Raw genomic sequence first — 18,150 nt, 5'->3', positions numbered from 1 at the left:
CGCAGACAAAGGCGGTGATCGACATGCCCGGCCAATATGACAAGCGCAGACTGAAGCTCGACTTGATGGTCGCCTGCTCGCTGTTCGCGGCAGGCGTCGTGGTGTCAGGCATGTCGCTGGCGCAAATCCGCGCCGAGACCCGGATGCAGACAGCCCAAGCGACGCAACCCCTTCAGGGCACGCCGTCCGACGATCAGAATAAGCCCGCGGAAGCCAAGCCCGGCGGCGACCGGCCGACCACGCCCGCCCCAGAGCCCGCGCGGCCCGAACCGCAGACGCAGGGCGCTGCCGGCGCGGCGAAACCAGCATTGCCGCCAGCCCCAGCCGAGAAGATCGCGCCGCCGATCGAGAGGAAGTAGGTTCTGCATCTACGCGGGTGCTGTCATCGTCCGCGAAGGCGGCCGATCCAGTATTCCAGAGGCTGTGCGTGGATACGGAGATGCTGCGGCGTACTGGATGCCCCGCCTGCCGCTTACGCTAAAGTTCGGCGCGCCTGGACCTCAACCTCGGCTAAGCCTTGGCGTAGCCGGGTCGCGGGGCATGACAGCAGTGGCCGTGGCGCGACGCCGCCTCACCGCACCAGAACATTCCGGAACTGCCAGGGATCGCTAGTGTCGATGTCCTCCGGGAACAGTCCCGGACGGTCCGTCAGCGGCGTCCAGTCGGTATAAAAACCCTTCACCGGGCCGAGATACGGCAGCTGAATTTCCAGTAGACGATCGAAATCCATCTCGTCGGCTTCGACGATGCCCTCGTTCGGGTTTTCCAGCGCCCACACCATGCCGCCGAGCACGGCGGAGGTCACTTGCAGGCCGGTGGCGTTCTGATAGGGCGCGAGCTTGCGGGTCTCTTCGATGGAGAGCTGCGAGCCGTACCAGTAGGCATTGTTGTCATGGCCGAACAGCAGCACGCCGAGTTCGTCGATGCCGTCGACGATTTCGTTCTCGTCGAGGATGTGGTGCTTTTCCTGCATCTTCGCGGCGCGGCCGAACATTTCATGCAGCGACAGCACGGCATCGTCAGCCGGATGATAGGCATAGTGGCAGGTCGGCCGATAGACCGCCGTGCCCGATGCGTCGCGCACGGTGAAATAGTCAGCGATCGAGATCGACTCGTTGTGGGTGACAAGGAAGCCATACTGCGCGCCGCGGGTCGGGCACCAGGTGCGCACGCGCGTGTTGGCGCCGGGCTGCATCAGATAGATGGCAGCGCCGCAGCCGGCTTCGTGAGTCCGCGCATTCTCGGGCATCCATTTTTCGTGGGTGCCCCAGCCGAGCTCGGAGGGCTGCACGCCTTCCGACAGGAAACCTTCCACCGACCAGGTGTTGACGAAGACATCGGGCTCTTTCGGCTTCTTGGAGCGCTGGGTGTCGCGTTCGGCGATATGGATGCCCTTGATGCCGGCTTGTCGCATCAAGTCCGCCCATTCGGCTTTTGTCTTCGGCTTGGGGGCATTGAGCTTCAGATCGGCGGCGACGTTGAGCAGCGCCTGCTTGACGAAAAACGAGACCATGCCGGGATTGGCACCACAGCAGGAGACGGCCGTCGTCGACCCCGCAGGGCGCGCCTTCTTGGCGGCCAGCGTCGCTTCGCGAAGGGCGTAGTTGGAGCGCGCTTCCGGGCCTTTCGAGGAGTCGAAATAGAAGCCGAGCCAGGGCTCGTTGACGGTGTCGATATAGAGAGCGCCGAGCTCGTTGCAGAGCTCCATGATGTCGGTGGAGCCGGTGTCGACCGAGAGATTGACGCAAAAGCCCTGGCCGCCGCCCTCAGTGAGCAGCGGGGTCAGCAACTCCCGATAATTGTCCTTGGTCACGCCCTTCTGGATGAAGCGCACATTGTGCTTCTCGCAATGAGCCTTGCGACCCTCGTCCTTTGGGTCGATCACGGTAACGCGCGACTTGTCGTAATCGAGATGCCGCTCGATCAGCGGCAACGTGCCTTTGCCGATGGAGCCGAAGCCGACCATGACGATGGGACCAGTGATCTTCGCGTAGATCTGCGAGGCGGGGCTCATGGGATGGTTTCTCCGGAACGTGCTGGCGAACAAATGGTGAGGGATGGCTCAAGCGCTGCGGCGCTTGGCGGTGGCTTCGATTTCGACCTTCATCTCGGGCTTGTAGAGCGCCGAGACGACGAGAAGCGTGGCGGCCGGGCGGATCTCGCCGAGGACTTCGCCGCAGACCGCGAAATGCGCGTCCGCATCCTTGATGTTGGTGAGGTAGTAGGTCACGCGGACGATGTCGGCCATCTCGAAGCCACCCTCCTTCAGGGCAGCTTCGATGGTCTTGAAGCAGTTGCGTGACTGGCTCGTGACATCGGCCGGCATCGTCATGGTGGTGTAGTCGTAACCGGTGGTTCCCGCGACGAAGGCGAACTCGCCGTCGATCACGGCGCGGCTGTAGCCGGCGGTCTTCTCGAACGGGGAGCCGGTGGAAATCAGGCGGCGGGACATGGTCGTAGGCCTCGACTGAAGAGGAATTTCGTGGGGTTTACGCAATTTGCCGGCCTGCGCAACCCCAAAGGAATGGAGCTTAACGCAGGCACAGCCGGGCGTTGCCGCTTAACGCGGCTAGGTCGTCGCCATCATGGCGATCCTTAAGCCGCGCGCGCCTGGAGGGCGCGAACTACCCTTCGTTTGGGCAGGGCCGCACCAGTCGGGACGATCATCCCGGCGGCGCCGTCCAGCGCGCCTGTTGTGAATTCGATCGCCAGCAGGCGGTCGCGCTCGAACGGACCGGGCAGCGACAGCTCGCCGGTGTTGGCGGCCGAGAAGCCGAAGCGGGCGTAATAGGGGGCATCGCCGAGCAGGATCACGGCGGCATGCCCGCGCGCCCGGGCGGCAGCCAGCGCTTGTTGCATCAGCGCGGCGCCGATCCCGAGCTCGCGGCAGGCAGGGTCCACTGCCAGCGGTCCGAGGACCAGAGCGGGCCTGCCTCCGGCGCTGACGTGCCACAGCCGCACGGTTCCCACGAGCTTCCCCTCGCGCATCGCGGCCAGCGCAAGGCCGGCAGCGGGTGCGCGTCCGTCACGCAGGCGCTGACAGGTACGGCCATGGCGGTTCTCGCCAAAGGACGCATCGAGCAGCGCTTCACGCATCGCAACGTCGACAGCACGCTCCGCACGGATCGCGAACGGAGCGGCTTTCGAAGTGGGGTCAATTTGTGTCTTCCGAAGAGCAGTCATGGCGCGTCAGTCCCCGCTTGAAACTGACGTGCGCAAAGCACGCCGGTTCAAGGCGTCGTCAGAAATCGAAATGTCAGGGAGGGAGCCGGCAAGCCGGCTCCCGGGTTCGTCTGGCCTCAGACGCGAGGCGGATCAGATGTGGTAGGTCTTCAGCGGCGGGATGCCGTTGAAAGCCACCGCCGAGTACGTCGACGTATAGGCCCCGGTGCCTTCGATCAGCAGCTTGTCGCCGATCTCGAGCGTCACCGGAAGCGGATACGGGTTCTTCTCGTACAGCACGTCGGCGCTGTCACAGGTCGGGCCCGCGAGCACGCACGGCGTCATGTCCGCGCCGTCATGCGGGGTGCGGATGGCGTAACGGATCGACTCGTCCATGGTCTCGGCGAGACCGCCGAACTTGCCGATGTCCAGATAAACCCAGCGCACCTCGTCCTCGTCGCTCTTCTTCGAGATGAGCACGACTTCGGACTCGATGATGCCGGCGTTGCCCACCATGCCGCGGCCCGGCTCGATGATGGTCTCCGGAATCTGGTTGCCGAAGTGCTTGCGCAGCGCGCGGAAGATCGAGCGCCCGTAGGTCACCACCGGCGGTACGTCCTTCAGGTACTTGGTCGGGAAACCGCCGCCCATGTTGACCATGGTCAGGTTGATGCCGCGCTCGGCGCAGTCGCGGAACACCTGCGAGGCCATTGCCAGCGCACGGTCCCACGCCTTCACCTTGCGCTGCTGCGAGCCGACATGGAAGGAGATGCCGCACGGCTCCAGGCCCAGACGCTTGGCAACGTCGAGCACGTCGACGGCCATCTCCGGGTCGCAGCCGAACTTGCGCGACAGCGGCCATTCGGCGCCGGCGCAGTCATAGAGGATGCGGCAGAACACCTTTGCGCCGGGCGCGGCACGGGCGACCTTCTCGACTTCGGCGGCGCAATCGACCGCGAACAGCCGAATGCCGAGCGCGAAGGCGCGCGCGATGTCGCGCTCCTTCTTGATCGTGTTGCCGAAGGAAATGCGGTCGGGCGTCGCACCGGCGGCCAGCGCCATCTCGATCTCGGCGACCGTCGCGGTGTCGAAGCAGGAGCCCATGGAGGCGAGCAAAGCCAGCACTTCCGGCGCCGGGTTCGCCTTGACGGCATAGAACACGCGGCTGTCGGGCAGCGCCTTGGCAAAGGTCTGGTAATTGTCGCGCACGACTTCGAGGTCGACGACGAGGCACGGCTCGGTGTCGAGGCCCTCGCTGCGGCGGTTGCGCAGGAATTCCTGGATACGGTCGGTCATAGCACTCTCCCAAACGGCCCAGCGACGGGGATCCGTTCAAAAAATGACGTCGGATAAGAGCGCTCCGGCCAGATCGCGCGATGGAGGCGCGACGAGCCAAAGACTCACATCAGACTGTGCTGCCGTGGATTGGTTGGGAATGTTCCCGCCCGCACACCTGGCAATGAAGGACAAGCCTTTTCAGTAGCCCGCGCCGGCGTTGGACTGCCGGTAGAGACCAAAAAAGCCCGATCCGTCGTTGCTTTAAGTCGCGTCCCCCGTTGAGAGCGGGGTGCGCCGGTTCGCCTCCGGCTGCCAGTCACGGTTGCAAAGAGCAAAGTCACCTTCGACAAGGCATCTCTTTGAGAGAGATGCTGGACGCTCCGGGTTTGCTTTCGTCTTCCGGCGATGAGCCTTCCGACTTCCACACTTCCGAAGAGCCCCTCGGCTTCTTCACCCCTTGGCGGCTGTCCGGCCTCTTGTCCGGATACCTACCGACTGACACACGACCACAGGCACGTGCGAAATTGGGCAATCCGCACATAAGTGTTTTGACTCTGCTTCGCAAGAGATTTTTTAGGCTGCGAACAGAATTGCCTAACATCTGCTTGCGCAGTGTTGCGCGCGCGACGCGAAAGATGAACGCGCGTTAAGTTTTCTGCGCGGCGCGCGTCACTCGCGAGCGTCCGCGCTTCAGCCGCGCTTCGTGAACGGCTCGACGCGTTGAGCGGCGCGGATGAAGGCCGTCATCACGAGCACGCCGAGCGCAAACAGCGTGGCCTGAAGGATGTGCGTGCCTTGCTCGCCCAGCCCGAACAGGATCGCGAGCGCCCAGCCGCCGGCAAACGCCGCGCCGAACACCTCGGCGCCGATCAGGATGGCGGCGCTGACGACGGTGATGACGCTCGGCCAGACGATCCGACGGGAAGACGAGGAGGTCGCGTTCATGAGCTCAGGGGTCCTAGGCTTGGAGGGCCGCAATCTCACCGAAAAGGCAGCCGGGAGCAAGGGCAAACGGCCCAAAAAAGCCCTATCGCGTGCTATAGCTGGCCGCAACAATCGAGCCACAAATCGGGACTTGTAATGTCAGAACCCCGCCAAACTACGGACTCCGAGACCAACCCGCTGCTGAAGGCGTGGGTGACGCCGTTTGCGACCCCGCCCTTCGACGAAATCAAGCCGGAGCACTTCCTCCCGGCCTTCGAGCAGGCCTTCGCCGACCACTCCGCCGAGATCGCAGCGATCACCAACGACCCGACCGCGCCCGACTTCGCCAACACCATCACGGCGCTGGAGCGCTCGGGCAAGCTGCTCAGCAAGGTCGCGTCGGTCTTCTACGACCTCGTCTCGGCGCATTCCAACCCGGCCATTCTGGAGATCGACAAGGAGGTTTCCTTGCGGATGGCGCGGCACTGGAATCCGATCATGATGAACGCCGTGCTGTTTGGCCGCATTGCCCAGCTACACGAGAACCGCGCCAATCTCGGTCTGACACCGGAACAGCTCCGCCTGCTCGAGCGCACCTACACCCGCTTCCACCGCTCCGGCGCCGGCCTCTCCGAAGAGGCCAAGACGCGGATGGCGGAGATCAACGAGAGACTCGCCCAGCTCGGCACCAGCTTCAGTCATCATCTGCTCGGCGACGAGCAGGAATGGTTCATGGAGCTCGGCGAAGCCGACCGCCAGGGCCTGCCGGAGAGTTTTGTCGCCAGCGCCAAGGCTGCGGCGGAAGAACGCGGCATGGCCGGCAAGGCCATCGTCACCCTGTCGCGCTCCTCGGTCGAACAGTTCCTGAAGAGCTCGGCCCGGCGTGACCTGCGCGAGAAGGTCTACAAGGCCTTCACCGCGCGGGGCGACAACGGCAATGCCAACGACAACAACGCGACCATCGTCGAGGTCCTGAAGCTGCGCGAGGAGAGCGCCAATCTCCTGGGTTATCCGACCTTCGCGGCCTACCGGCTCGAGGATTCCATGGCCAAGACGCCGGAAGCGGTGCGCGGCCTTCTGGAGCGGGTCTGGAAGCCGGCCCGGGCGCGGGCGCTCGCCGACCGCGACGACATGCAGGCGCTGATCACGGAGGAGGGCGGCAATTTCAAGCTCGCCCCCTGGGACTGGCGCTTCTATGCCGAAAAGCTGCGCCTTCAGCGCGCCAATTTCGACGACGCCGCGATCAAGCCGTATCTCGCGCTCGATCACATGATCGCCGCCGCCTTCGACTGTGCCACGCGCCTGTTCGGCGTCACTTTCGAGGAGCGCAAGAACGTGCCGGTCTGGCATCCGGACGTCCGGGTCTGGGAGATGAAGGGGCGGGACGGCAAGCACAAGGCGCTGTTCTATGGCGACTACTTCGCCCGGCCGTCGAAGCGCTCCGGCGCCTGGATGACCTCGCTGCGCGACCAGCAGAAGCTCGACGGCGAGGTCGCGCCGCTGATCCTCAACATCTGCAACTTCTCCAAGGGCGCGGACGGGGAACCCTCGCTGCTGTCGCCCGACGATGCCCGCACCCTGTTCCACGAGTTCGGCCATGGCCTGCACGGCATGCTCTCCAACGTGACCTATCCGTCGCTGTCGGGCACCTCCGTGTTCACCGACTTCGTCGAATTGCCCTCCCAGCTGTACGAGCATTGGCAGGAGCGGCCCGAGGTGCTGCAAAAGTTTGCCCGCCACTACCAGACCGGCGAGCCGCTGCCGGACGATCTGCTGCAACGGTTCCTGGCCGCGCGAAAATTCAACCAGGGTTTCGCCACGGTCGAGTTCGTCTCCTCGGCGCTGATCGATCTCGAATTCCACACCCAGCCGGCCTCCGCCGCGCAGGACGTCCGCGCCTTCGAGAGACGCGAGCTGGAGAAGATCGGCATGCCCGAGGAGATCTCGCTGCGTCACCGTCCGACGCAATTCGGTCACATCTTCACCGGCGATCATTATGCCGCCGGCTATTACAGCTACATGTGGTCGGAGGTGATGGACGCCGACGCCTTCGGCGCATTCGAGGAAGCCGGCGACATCTTCGATCCCGCCGTCGCAAAACGCCTGCACGACGACATCTACTCGAGCGGCGGATCGGTCGATCCGGAAGCCGCCTATGAGGCCTTCCGCGGCCGCCCGCCGGAGCCCGATGCGCTGCTGCGTCGCCGAGGTCTGCTTGACGCCCCGAAGGCGGCCTGATGGGCGTGCGCGCCCTGCTCGGGCTGCTGCTCGCCGCTGGCCTCACCTTTGTGGCCGGGGCGGCGCAGGCGCACCCGCATGTCTGGATCACCGCGACCAGCGAGTTGCTCTATGCCGCGGACGGCACCATCACCGGCGTGCGCCACGCCTGGACGTTTGACGACATGTTCTCGGCCTATGCCGTGCAGGGGCTCGAGAGCAAGACCAAGGGCGTCTATACCCGCGAGGAGCTCGGACCGCTGGCGCAGACCAATGTCGAGTCGCTGAAGGAATATGCCTACTTCACCTTCGCGCGAGCCGACGGCAAGAAGGAGCGATTCCAGGAGCCGGTCGACTACTTCCTCGACTACAAGGATACGGTCCTGACCCTGCACTTCACGCTGCCGCTGAAGAATCCGGTCAAGCCCAAGCAATTGATGCTCGAAGTGTTCGACCGCTCATTCTTCATCGACTTCCAGATGGCCAAGGACAACCCGATCAAGCTGGTCGGCGCGCCCGCCGGCTGCCAGATGAAACTTGAGCGGCCGAGCGACGGCACCGCGAGTGCGCAGAAGCTCAACGAGCAGACCTTCATGAACGGCGAGAACTCCAATTTCGGCATGATGTTCGCCAACAAGATCACGGTGGATTGCCCTTGATCGGTCGTCTTCGTTCGCCGCTTGCCCGCGGGCTTCTCGCCTGCGCCGCCGTTATTGTCGTGCTGGGCGTGGCCGATGCCGCGCTGCATGATCTCCTTGCCCAGAACCCGTTCGGCGCGCCGCGGCCAGCCCCGGCGGCCGAGCCTGAGGCCAGTGGCCTCATCGGCTGGCTCTTGGCAAAACAATCGGAATTTTATCGCCAGATGTCGGCGACCATTCGCGCCGCCAAGTCCGACGGCTCGGCGGTGTGGACGCTGCTCTTCATCTCCTTTGCCTACGGCATCTTCCACGCCGCTGGGCCCGGCCACGGCAAGGCGGTGATCGCCTCCTATCTCGTCGCCAATCGCGAGACTGCCCGGCGCGGCATCGTGCTGTCGTTTGCATCGGCGTTGATGCAGTCGCTGGTGGCGATCCTGATTGTCGGCATCTCGGCCTGGGTGCTGAATGCGACCGCCAGGACCATGTGCAAGGCGGAAGGCGCGATCGAGATCGCAAGCTACGCCCTGATCGCGCTTTTCGGCCTGCGCCTGGTCTGGGTCAAGGGCCGCACCTTCATCCGTGCGCTGCAGGCGGTTCAGCCGGTGCCGGCGATCGCGGGCGTGCCGCATGACCATCATGATCACGGTCACCACCATCATGATGCGCATGATCATCATCGTCACGATCATGCGCACGCCCATCATCACCACGCGCATCACCACGTTCATGACGAGCATTGCGGCCATTCCCACGGCGCCATGCCGAGCGAGCTCGCCGGCCCCGGAGGCTGGGGACGCGGCTTTACCGCGATCCTGACCGTCGGCATCCGTCCCTGTTCGGGCGCGATCCTGGTGCTGGTGTTCGCGTTGGCCCAAGGCCTGTTCTGGGCCGGCATCGCCGCAACTCTGCTGATGGGGCTCGGCACCGCGATCACCGTCGCGGTCATTGCCGTGGTCGCCGTCTCCGCCCAGGACATCGCCGCCCGCCTGAGCGCCGGACGCGACGGCAACGGCGCGCTGTTCATGCGCGGCATCGAAATCGCCGCCGCCGGCCTCGTGCTGCTGTTCGGTGCAGGCCTGTTGTTGGGTTACATCGCGGCCGAACGGACGACGTGTTTCTGAGTTTTTCCCTCTCCCCTTGTGGGCGAGGGTGGCTCGCCGCGTAGCGGCGAGACGGGTGAGGGGTTGTCTCCGCGAGCGATCCTCTTGCAGCTGCGTTCGCCGATAGAACTCCTCATCCGGCGCTTCGCGCCACCTTCTCCCACAAAGGGAGAGTCACACCGGCAAGAACTGCTTCAACGCCGGCATGAAGAAGATCCCGAGATTGATCGCAAAGCCGATGCTCCAGAGGATGGAGCGCAGCGTCGGGCGGTTCCCGAGATAGGTCAGCACATAGGCGATCCGTACGATCAGGAACAGCACCGCGAGCTCGTCGATCATCCGCTGCGGCGAGTCCCGGAATTCGGCCAGCAGCACCGCGAAGGCGAAGAACGGAAAGGTCTCGATACCATTCTGGTGGGCGCCGAGCGCGCGCTGCGCGATGGCCTCTTCGTAGAAGGCGGGATCGCGCGGGCGTGAATTGTCGAACCCGCGAAACCTGATCCATTTGACCGAGACGATCGTCACCAAATAGAGCAGCAACGCTCCGAAGACGCACCATTCCGCGAGTGTCATCTTTCCTCCCCCGCCTCGGTGCGACCCTAGCGAAACCGGCCTGATCTTGACAAGCTCGGGGCAACGCGCGACCCAACGAGCATGACAACCCTAGCCCCTCTCAAGACCACGAAGCCGCTGCCTCAGTCCGGCCAGCCGCGCGTCGGCGTACTCCTGGTCAATCTCGGCACGCCCGATACCGCCGACACGCGCGGCGTGCGGGTCTATCTGAAGGAGTTCCTCTCGGACGCCCGCGTCATCGAGGATCAGGGCTTGATCTGGAAGCTGGTGCTGAACGGCATCATCCTGCGCACCCGCCCCCGCGCCAAGGCGCGCGATTATCTCAAGATCTGGAACACCGAGAAGAACGAGTCGCCGCTCAAGACCATCACGCGCTCGCAGAGCGACAAGCTCGGAGCCATGCTGTCGGACCGCGACCAGGTCACGGTGGAATGGGCTATGCGCTACGGCAATCCCTCGATCAAGTCGGGCGTCGATGCGCTGATTGCGAAGGGCTGCGATCGCATTCTTGCCGTCCCCCTCTATCCGCAATATTCCGCCGCGACGTCGGCCACCGTCTGCGATGAGGTGTTTCGCGTGCTTGCGCGGCTGCGCGCGCAGCCGACGCTGCGGGTGACGCCGTCTTACTACGAGGACGAAGCCTATATCGAGGCGCTCGCCACCTCGATCGAGACGCATCTGGCGAGCCTGTCGTTCAAGCCAGAGCTGATCGTCGCCTCCTTCCACGGCATGCCGAAGGCCTATGTCGACAAGGGCGACCCCTATCAGGACCAATGCGTGGCGACCACCGAGGCGCTGCGGCGCCGGCTCGGCATGGACGAGACAAAGCTGCTGCTGACCTTCCAGTCGCGCTTCGGATTCGACGAGTGGCTGCAGCCCTACACTGACAAGACCATGGAGCGTCTGGCGAAAGAGGGCGTGCGCCGTATCGCGGTGATCACGCCGGGTTTTTCCGCCGACTGCCTGGAGACGCTGGAGGAGATCGCGCAGGAGAATGCCGAGATCTTCAAGCACAATGGCGGGGAGCAGTTTTCCGCGATCCCCTGCCTCAACGACAGCGACCCCGGCATGGATGTGATCCGAACGCTGGTGCTGCGCGAGCTCCAGGGCTGGATATAGTGAGCCTGGATCCGAGGAGCGCCCCATGAACCGCCGCGAGGTTCTGGCGCTTCTTGGGGTGACCACGATGCTGCCGGCCTCGGTGCTGGCGCAAGCGAATGCGACGCGCCGGCTCGGCGTGCTCTCGGTCACTGCGGCGGACGATGCGATCGGGCAGACGCGTAGCGCGGTCCTGGTCGAGGCGCTTGCCGGCCATGGCTGGAAGGAGGACGGCAGCCTTGAGATCGATTGGCGCAACGGCGGCGGCGACCGCGCGCGGATCGCGCAACTCGCCGACGAACTCGTGGCGCTCAAGCCCGACATCCTGCTTGCGGTCGGCACGCCCTCAGTGGAGGAGCTGCGCCAGCGCACGACGACGATCCCGATCGTTTTCGCCGTCGTCACCGATCCTGTCAGCCAGGGCTTTGTCCAGAATCTCGCCCATCCCGGCGGCAATATCACCGGCTTCACCGATTACGACGGCCCGCTGGCCGGCAAATGGCTGGAGATGCTTACGCAGGTCGTGCCAAAGCCGTCACGCGTTTCCGTCGTCTACAATCCCGCCACCGCGCCGTTCGCGCCGCTGATGCTGCGGACGATCGAAGACGCCGGCCGCGCGCTCGATGTGACGGTGGTGCCCGCGCCGGTCCATGACACGGCCTCGATCGCCGCCCTGGCCTTGCGGAAAGACGGCGGCCTGCTGGTGCTGCCGGATTTCTTCACCATGTCCAACCGTGCGCTTCTCCTGGCAGCCATCAATGAAGCGCGCGTGCCGGCGGTGTTCTGGAGCCGGACCTTCGTCGACGAGGGTGGCTTGATGTCCTACAGCACCGACAGCGCCGAGCAGCTCCGCCGCGCCGCCACCTATATCGATCGCATCCTGAAGGGTGCGCGAGCGGCCGACTTGCCGGTCCAGAATCCGACCACGTTCGAGCTGGCGATCAACTTGAAGACGGCCAAGGCGATCGGCGTCACGCTTCCGCCAAGCCTGCTCGCAACCGCGAACGAGGTCATCGAGTAGGATTTGGCTGCGACCGCCGGATTCGTTAACGTCGTCGCTAGGTGTGCGCCAGCACGCTTTCAAGAGCGCCTCGCAAATACATAATCGCGACCATTCCCTCTCCCGGTGTCTTGTGTAGAATCCTACCGATGCCGAAATCAGGCACGACCGCTGAGCCTTGAATCCTTCTGAACTCTTTACTGAACGCTTTACTGAACCCTTGGGGTCGTGATCCCGACCAATGACAGCGCGGAAAAGGCCTTTTCCCGCCAATCTTTTCCGCCTTGGAGGAAATATGAGCGGTTTCGACATTTTCGCGATTGTTCTGGTCTTGCTCGTCATCGTCACGCTGGTGGCCGGCGTGAAGACGGTGCCGCAGGGCTATGACTGGACCATCGAGCGGTTCGGCAAATACACCCAGACGCTGAGCCCCGGGCTCAATCTGATCGTGCCCTATTTCGATCGCGTCGGACGCAAGATCAACATGATGGAGCAGGTGATCGACATTCCCGAGCAGGAGGTGATCACCAAGGACAACGCCACCGTGACGGTCGACGGCGTCGCCTTCTTTCAGGTGTTCGATGCCGCCAAGGCGAGCTACGAGGTCTCTAACCTGACCCAAGCCGTCACCGTGCTGACCATGACCAACATCCGTTCGGTGATGGGTTCGATGGATCTCGACCAGGTGTTGTCGCACCGCGACGAAATCAACGAGCGCCTGCTGCGTGTAGTCGATGCCGCCGTCTCGCCCTGGGGCCTCAAGGTCAATCGTATCGAGATCAAGGACATTGTGCCGCCGGCGGACCTCGTCGAAGCCATGGGCCGACAGATGAAGGCCGAGCGCGTCAAACGCGCCGACATCCTTCAGGCCGAAGGTGCACGCCAGTCCGAGATCCTGCGCGCAGAGGGTGCCAAGCAGGGCCAGATCCTCCAGGCGGAAGGTCGCCGCGAGGCCGCCTTCCGCGACGCCGAAGCACGCGAGCGGTCGGCGGAAGCTGAGGCCAAGGCGACGCAGATGGTCAGTGAAGCCATTGCCAAGGGCGACGTCGCGGCGCTGAACTACTTTATCGCCGACAAATATATCAAGGCGTTCGGGCAGTTTTCGGACTCGCCGAACCAGAAGATCATCATGCTGCCGATCGAGGCCACCAGCATGCTCGGCTCGCTCGCCGGCATCGGCGAGATCGCCAAGGCGACGTTCGGCGAGAGTGCTGCATCCGCCGCTGCCGCCGCTCGTCGCGGTTCGGTGCCGACGACTGGGAGCACGCCCCCGGCGGTGCCGCCGCGGCAGGGGTAAAGCGCATGCCCCGGAAAAGTGGACACCGGTTTTCCGACAAGGGCATGCGCCATTTCAAAGAGGTCGTGTCATGACCGACATGTTCGTATCGCTCGGCACCTGGAACTGGCTGATCTTCGGCTTCATCCTGATGGCGCTGGAGGTGCTGGCGCCGGGAGTCTTCCTGTTCTGGCTCGGGCTCGCCGCGCTGCTGGTCGGGCTGATCTCGTTCGGAGTGGCGATATCCTGGCAGATCCAGCTCGTGATGTTCGCGATCTTCGCCGCCGCCGCCGTGCCGGTTTGGCGTCGGCTCGCCCGGCCGAAGCCGGATGCAATTGCCGCCAGCCCCTTCCTCAACAAGCGCGCGGATGCGCTGCTCGGCCGCGAGTTCACGCTGGAGAAGCCGATCGTCGACGGCAACGGCACCATGCGCATCGGCGACACCGTCTGGCGCGTCGCAGGTCCCGATACGCCGGCGGGCACGCGTGTGAAGGTGGTGCAAGTGGACGGTGCGAATCTGACGGTGGCGGCGGCTTAGTCCACCGTCATTGCGAGCGCAGCGAAGCGAAGCAATCCAGACTGCTGCCGGTGGAAAGATTCTGGATTGCTTCGCTTCGCTCGCAATGACGAGCTAGTCGGGACGGCATCGCCAGACTTACGCGCCGCTCTTGCTGCGCCACCGCTCCGCAAACCTATGCAGCGGCATGAACGTCTCGCACAAGTCCCGCCCGAGCGCCGTCAGCCCGTAACCGCCGGCTTCGCCGAGCTCCACGAACCCGGCCTCGCGCAAATCGTCCAGCCGCGCCTGCAGCACCGTCGGCGAGGCCTCGTCGCAGGCCGTTCGCAATGCGCGCGAGGTGAGGGGGGCGTCGCGTAGCTCCCACAAGATTCGCAGGCTCCAGCGTCGTCCGAGGAGGTCGAGCAGCACCATGATCGGCCGCCCGCTGCGCGAGCCACGGACGCCGCGCGATCTCGAAGTGGTCTGTTTCGCCATCGTCGCCCTCTTGCGTGGTGCTACAAATAGTGTAGCTTTATGCTACGTTAAATGTAGCAAGAGAGGCGGCCAATGTCCCCGGTCACAGCGCGCATTGCCCCGCTCACCCCGCCTTATCCCCCGGAGATCCAGGCCCAGTTCGACCGCATCATGCGCGGCGCGCCGCCACTGCTGCTGTTCCGGGTCATGGCGGGCCACACCCGCGCCTGGGACAAGTTTCGCGCCGGCGGCTTGCTCGATCCCGGACCGCTGTCGCTGCGCCAGCGCGAGATCGTGATCGACCGCACCTGCGCGCTGAACAAATGCGAATATGAATGGGGCGTGCATGTCGCGGTCTTTGCCGGGCCGGCGAAACTCACCGAGGAGGAAGTGCGCGCCACCGTGCAGGGTGATGCGGCGTCGTCGTGCTGGTCCCCGGCCGAGCAGACGCTGATCGCCGCCGTCGACGCGCTGCATCACAGCGCGACGTTTGACGACGCTGAGTTCGCTGCGCTGTCGGCGCATTACGACGAGGCGCAGATCCTGGAGATCATGCTGCTGTGCGGCTTCTACCGCACGGTCTCGTATCTGGCGAACGGACTGCGGTTGCCGCTGGAGGAGACGGCGGCAAGATTTCCTGCGCCGCTCTAGCCGCCGTCGTTGCGAGCGTAGCGAAGCAATCCAGAGTCTTTCCGCGGTGGCACTCTGGATGTTTCGCTGCGCTCGCAATGACGGTGAGTGGCTCCCTACGCCACGCCTGCCCGCAGCAGATCGTGCAGGTGCACGATGCCCACCACCTTGTCCGCCTCGGTCACGACCAGCGTCGTGATCTTGCGGGTGTTGAGCACCTCGATCATCTCGGTGGCCAGCATCGAGGGCGGTACGGTTTTCGGCTGCCTGGTCATGACGTCGTCGACCGACGCCGTCAGCAGGTCGGGCCGCATGTGGCGGCGCAGATCGCCGTCGGTGATGATGCCGAGAGCCTCGTTCGCCTCGTTGACGATGCAGACGCACCCCAAACCCTTGGCGGACATCTCCATCACCGCGTCCGACATCTTGGTGCCGAGCGGCTTGACCGGGATTTCCGCACCGGTGCGCATGTAGTCGCGGACGAATTTCAGCATCGCCCCTAACTTGCCGCCGGGGTGGAAATGCGCGAACTCCAGCGCGGTGAAGCCGCGGCCTTCGAGCAGCGCGATCGCAAGCGCATCGCCTATCGCGGCCTGCATCAGGGTCGAGGTGGTCGGCGCCAGATTGTGCGGGCAGGCCTCGCGCGCCTTCGGCAGCTCGATCACGACGTCGGCCGCTTGTCCCAGCGAGGATGCCGCGTTCGACGTCACCGCGATCATCGGGATTGCGAACCTTGCGGAATAGTTCACGAGAGTCTTCATCTCCGGCTGCTCGCCGGACCAGGACAGCGCCATGATGACGTCGTCGGTGGTAATCATGCCGAGGTCGCCATGGGCGGCTTCGGCGGTGTGCACGAAGAAGGCGGGCGTGCCGGTCGAGGCCAACGTTGCCGCGATCTTGCGGCCCATATGGCCCGACTTGCCGAGCCCGGTGACGATGACGCGGCCCTTCGCGTTGCGGATTAGATCGACCGCCTGGGCGAAGCTCGCGCCAAGCGGGCCGCGCAGGGCGGCGGCGAGCGCGTTGATACCGCCGCTCTCCGTTTCCAGCGTGCGGAGTGCGGATTCGACGCTGTCGGGAATGGGGCCGGATGATTGGGTCATCAGCGGTTTCGAACTCGGCATGTTCTGGTCCAGGAGGAGGGGCCTTCGCCCGTTGGCGCCTGCTTAACACGCCGCGGCCTTCGAGGCGACGAGCCCGACCCGACCCTCAACCGGTCGTTAACCATAATTGTTTTAACTCCATTAACGATAGTTCCCGCCGATCGGTGGGGACAATCGCGAAAGTGTTTGATTTCGTTGGAGTTCTTCCATCGTGGGGTCGTCTCCAGGCACGAGCCGGAGCAAACGCGCGCATTTCCTGCGCGCGGCTTTGCCGTGCTTTGCGCTGACGGTCCTCGGAAGCGCCCCCGTGGCCGCCCAGAGCCTCACCCCCGACCTGTTCAGTCCCAACCGCGGTGGCTTCGCCTCGCCCGACACGCTGCCGACGCGCCGCACCGCGGGCGTTCCGCAGGCACCGTCGGATGCGCTGCCGGCGCTGCCCGATCCCAACTCCGACTTTCGCAAGCGCCAGCAGGCGCCGGCGCGCCCATGGCAGAACCCGACGAACCAAAACGCGACCAGCCAGGTCCCGACCTATGGCCTGCCTGCCGCCAACGGTGCGAGCAGCTCCGGCTACGACTCGCTGAACCGCAAGCGGCAGCAGCCGAAGTTCTATCCGGGTCAGCCCAAGCCGAAGCGCCCTGCTGGTCCCGGCTCGCGGGCGCCGACCACTACGCCGCCGCCATCCACGCTCGGTCCGCCGAAGATCGCGCCGCCCCCGTCCGCCTCCGCCAACAAGGCGCCCGTGCCGGCGGCGATGGCGGGCACCGTGCCCGGCCAGCCGCTGCGCCGCCGCCTCAAGGCCGATGACGATGCGTTCGGCGCGGTCGGCGACTATGCCGGCAGTTTCCTGATCAAGGGCGGGCTCGAGCTCTCCACCGGTTACGACACCAATCCGGCGCGTCTGAACAAGCCGGTCGGCTCGCCGGCCTATGTGGTTGCACCCGATCTCCTCGTGGCGTCCGATTGGGAGCGCCACGCGCTGGTCGCGGATCTGCGCGGCTCGTTCTCGGGCTACACCAACAACATGCCGGCGACGATCGACGGCTTTGCCTCGCCTTCGCCGGTCGAGGTCGACCGCCCCGACTTCAACGGCCATGTCGACGGCCGCCTCGACGTCAATCGCGATCTCAAGCTGACCACGCAGCTGCGCCTGCGGCTCGCCACCGATAATCCCGGCAGCCCGAACGTGCAGGCCGGCCTGCAAAAATATCCTGTTTATGCCGCCTATGGCACGACCGTCGGCTTCGACCAGAGCTTCAACCGCTTCCAGGTCGCGGCCGGCGCCACTGTCGATCGCACCGCCTACACCAACTCCAAGCTCACCGACGGCGCCACCTTCAGCAACGACGATCGCGACTTCAACCAGTATGGCGGCGTCGGACGCTTCTCCTACGATCTCAAGCCGGGTCTGAAGCCGTTCGTCGAGATCCAGGGCGACACCCGCGTGCACGACCGGGCCGCCGACCGCAACGGCTACTTCCGCGATTCGGACGGCGGCTACGCCAAGGTCGGCACGTCCTTCGAGTTCTCGCGTATCCTCACCGGCGAGGTCTCGGTCGGCTATTCCGCGCGCAATTACGTCGATCCGCGCCTCAGCCAGCTCGCGGGCTTCCTCACCTCGGGCTCGCTGATCTGGAACGCAAGCGGCCTCACCACCGTGAAATTCGCCACCGACACGCAGATCGCCGAGACCACCGTCCCCGGCTCCTCCGGCGTGCTGGTGCACACCTACGCCGCCGAAGTCGATCACGATTTCCGCCGCTGGCTTACGGCAGTGGGCAAATTCACCTACGGCACCTACGACTACCAGGGCCAGAATCGCAACGACAAGACCTACTCGTTCGAAAGCAATCTGATCTACAAGCTCAACCGCAACATCTGGATCAAGGGCACGCTCCGACACGACATCCTGGATTCGAACCAGCCCGGGTCAAGCTCGCAGGCGACGGTCGTGATGGTCGGGGTGAGGTTGCAGAATTAGAGGGGGCGACGGCCGCTTTTTGAGCGTACGTGGCTTAGTTGACTCCGCTCGGACCACTCACTCAGCTGTCATGCCCGGCTTGACCGGGGCATCCAGTACGCCGCGGCGTTTCGGCCCAATCACTGCGGTCTCTGGAATACTGGATCGCCCGCTTTCGCGGGCGATGACACTGTGTGAAAATTAGGCGGCAAAGCTTG

18 protein-coding genes are annotated in these 18,150 nt (G+C 64.6%); 10 read left to right on the top strand and 8 right to left on the bottom strand.

Annotation, left to right across the window (positions count from 1 at the left end; all coding sequences use genetic code 11):
- The first annotated feature begins 23 nt into the window (after positions 1-23).
- Positions 24-359 carry a hypothetical protein gene (locus AC0L3B_RS06505; RefSeq protein ID WP_026232509.1) on the top strand — a complete coding sequence of 112 codons (336 nt, stop codon included), beginning with the start codon at positions 24-26 and terminating at the stop codon, positions 357-359.
- Between the two features lie 212 nt (positions 360-571).
- Here the strand turns inward: AC0L3B_RS06505 and AC0L3B_RS06500 are convergent, their stop codons facing one another.
- The 5 genes from AC0L3B_RS06500 to AC0L3B_RS06480 form a co-directional block, all read right to left on the bottom strand.
- Positions 572-2,014 carry a homospermidine synthase gene (locus AC0L3B_RS06500; protein WP_007615186.1) on the bottom strand — a complete coding sequence of 481 codons (1,443 nt, stop codon included), beginning with the start codon at positions 2,012-2,014 and terminating at the stop codon, positions 572-574.
- 48 nt (positions 2,015-2,062) lie between these two features.
- Entirely contained in the window at positions 2,063-2,452 is a 390-nt protein-coding gene (locus AC0L3B_RS06495) for a RidA family protein (protein WP_085350702.1), read from the bottom strand.
- A 143-nt stretch (positions 2,453-2,595) separates the two neighbouring features.
- On the bottom strand, positions 2,596-3,183 hold the full coding sequence (locus AC0L3B_RS06490) for a GNAT family N-acetyltransferase (RefSeq protein WP_026232510.1): 588 nt from the start codon (positions 3,181-3,183) through the stop codon (positions 2,596-2,598).
- Positions 3,184-3,315: 132 nt separating this feature from the next.
- Complete coding sequence (locus AC0L3B_RS06485) at positions 3,316-4,458, bottom strand: type III PLP-dependent enzyme (protein WP_018453321.1); 1,143 nt, start codon at positions 4,456-4,458, stop codon at positions 3,316-3,318.
- Positions 4,459-5,130: 672 nt separating this feature from the next.
- Complete coding sequence (locus AC0L3B_RS06480; RefSeq protein ID WP_018453322.1) at positions 5,131-5,385, bottom strand: hypothetical protein; 255 nt, start codon at positions 5,383-5,385, stop codon at positions 5,131-5,133.
- Between the two features lie 135 nt (positions 5,386-5,520).
- On the opposite strand from AC0L3B_RS06480, the gene AC0L3B_RS06475 reads away from it, so the two are divergent.
- The 3 genes from AC0L3B_RS06475 to AC0L3B_RS06465 are packed head-to-tail and all read left to right on the top strand — an operon-like array spanning position 5,521 to position 9,340.
- A complete protein-coding gene (locus tag AC0L3B_RS06475; protein WP_018453323.1) occupies positions 5,521-7,602 on the top strand; it encodes a M3 family metallopeptidase in 2,082 nt (693 codons plus the stop codon).
- A complete protein-coding gene (locus AC0L3B_RS06470) occupies positions 7,602-8,240 on the top strand; it encodes a DUF1007 family protein (RefSeq protein ID WP_085350701.1) in 639 nt (212 codons plus the stop codon). Before AC0L3B_RS06475 ends, AC0L3B_RS06470 begins: the two co-directional genes overlap by 1 nt.
- Positions 8,231-9,340 (top strand): nickel/cobalt transporter, encoded by a 1,110-nt coding sequence (locus tag AC0L3B_RS06465; RefSeq protein ID WP_085361219.1) that lies wholly within the window; start codon positions 8,231-8,233, stop codon positions 9,338-9,340. The genes AC0L3B_RS06470 and AC0L3B_RS06465 overlap by 10 nt, the downstream gene beginning before the upstream one ends.
- Before the next feature lie 153 nt (positions 9,341-9,493).
- Here AC0L3B_RS06465 and AC0L3B_RS06460 read toward each other — a convergent pair whose 3' ends face one another.
- The gene (locus AC0L3B_RS06460; RefSeq protein WP_085361220.1) at positions 9,494-9,892 is read right to left on the bottom strand and encodes an MAPEG family protein; all 399 of its coding nucleotides are present in this window, start codon (positions 9,890-9,892) and stop codon (positions 9,494-9,496) included.
- 81 nt (positions 9,893-9,973) lie between these two features.
- On the opposite strand from AC0L3B_RS06460, the gene hemH reads away from it, so the two are divergent.
- The 4 genes from hemH to AC0L3B_RS06440 all read left to right on the top strand — a co-directional run bounded on the left by hemH (position 9,974) and on the right by AC0L3B_RS06440 (position 13,804).
- Positions 9,974-11,011, top strand: coding sequence for a ferrochelatase (gene hemH / locus AC0L3B_RS06455; protein ID WP_085361221.1), 1,038 nt, complete (start codon positions 9,974-9,976; stop codon positions 11,009-11,011).
- 25 nt (positions 11,012-11,036) lie between these two features.
- The gene (locus tag AC0L3B_RS06450) at positions 11,037-12,011 is read left to right on the top strand and encodes an ABC transporter substrate-binding protein (RefSeq protein WP_018453328.1); all 975 of its coding nucleotides are present in this window, start codon (positions 11,037-11,039) and stop codon (positions 12,009-12,011) included.
- Between the two features lie 274 nt (positions 12,012-12,285).
- Positions 12,286-13,287: an SPFH domain-containing protein gene (locus tag AC0L3B_RS06445; RefSeq protein WP_085350696.1), complete on the top strand. Its 1,002-nt coding sequence runs from the start codon at positions 12,286-12,288 to the stop codon at positions 13,285-13,287.
- Between the two features lie 70 nt (positions 13,288-13,357).
- Positions 13,358-13,804 carry an NfeD family protein gene (locus tag AC0L3B_RS06440; protein WP_007597152.1) on the top strand — a complete coding sequence of 149 codons (447 nt, stop codon included), beginning with the start codon at positions 13,358-13,360 and terminating at the stop codon, positions 13,802-13,804.
- A gap of 117 nt (positions 13,805-13,921) precedes the next feature.
- Here the strand turns inward: AC0L3B_RS06440 and AC0L3B_RS06435 are convergent, their stop codons facing one another.
- Complete coding sequence (locus AC0L3B_RS06435) at positions 13,922-14,260, bottom strand: winged helix-turn-helix transcriptional regulator (RefSeq protein WP_085350695.1); 339 nt, start codon at positions 14,258-14,260, stop codon at positions 13,922-13,924.
- A 72-nt stretch (positions 14,261-14,332) separates the two neighbouring features.
- On the opposite strand from AC0L3B_RS06435, the gene AC0L3B_RS06430 reads away from it, so the two are divergent.
- On the top strand, positions 14,333-14,890 hold the full coding sequence (locus AC0L3B_RS06430) for a carboxymuconolactone decarboxylase family protein (RefSeq protein WP_018453330.1): 558 nt from the start codon (positions 14,333-14,335) through the stop codon (positions 14,888-14,890).
- 95 nt (positions 14,891-14,985) lie between these two features.
- Here AC0L3B_RS06430 and AC0L3B_RS06425 read toward each other — a convergent pair whose 3' ends face one another.
- Positions 14,986-15,993 (bottom strand): KpsF/GutQ family sugar-phosphate isomerase, encoded by a 1,008-nt coding sequence (locus tag AC0L3B_RS06425; RefSeq protein ID WP_166520846.1) that lies wholly within the window; start codon positions 15,991-15,993, stop codon positions 14,986-14,988.
- Between the two features lie 190 nt (positions 15,994-16,183).
- Here AC0L3B_RS06425 and AC0L3B_RS06420 point away from each other — a divergent pair, with 190 nt between their 5' ends.
- Positions 16,184-17,953, top strand: coding sequence for an outer membrane beta-barrel protein (locus AC0L3B_RS06420; protein WP_473380182.1), 1,770 nt, complete (start codon positions 16,184-16,186; stop codon positions 17,951-17,953).
- Positions 17,954-18,150 lie beyond the last annotated feature (197 nt).

This window comes from Bradyrhizobium sp. Kon56 (assembly GCF_055807635.1).
Note: the sequence above shows the minus strand (reverse complement) of the source record. Positions and strands in the feature narration are given on the sequence as shown.